This window comes from Actinospica durhamensis (assembly GCF_018139695.1).
GTDB classification, from domain to species: Bacteria; Actinomycetota; Actinomycetes; order Streptomycetales; family Catenulisporaceae; genus Actinospica; species Actinospica durhamensis.
Genome location: NZ_JAGSOG010000758.1, coordinates 1 through 442 on the forward strand (window position 1 = coordinate 1; position 442 = coordinate 442).

Sequence of the window (442 nt, forward strand, 5' to 3'; positions counted from 1 at the left end):
GCTGCGCGCAGGGCCCGTAGCTCGCCCGGGGAGGTGATGCTCTTCGTCCGGGGCGCGGTGACGTGGGCGGCTTCGAACGCGGTGGCCATGACGGCTTTGTTCCGTGCTGCGGTGGCGTGTTCGGGGTCGTTGCCGGGCAGGCCGAGGGCTGCGCATGCATGGGCGGCCAAGTCGGTGAGGTACTCGTTGACGGTGAGCAGGGCCTTGGCGCCGATCCGGTGACTGTAGGCGGTGATGTCCTTCAGGGCCTGGCTGGGCCGGGTGAAGTCGGTGATCAGGCAGCCTGCCAGGAGCCGGTTGAGACCGTCGGAGTAGGTGGCGTGGGTGGCGGCGTCGGTGATGGCGTGCACCAGGTGGCCGGAGGCGGCCGCGGTCCGGGCCAGTTGCTCGGACTCGGGGCCGGCCGCTTCCAGCAGCAGGACCGGCACGTTCACCGGTAGTC

At 70.8% G+C, this 442-nt stretch carries 1 pseudogene; it reads right to left on the reverse strand.

The features are described from left to right. A pseudogene (locus KDL01_RS42080) lies at window positions 1-442 on the reverse strand (hypothetical protein); the annotation flags it as partial.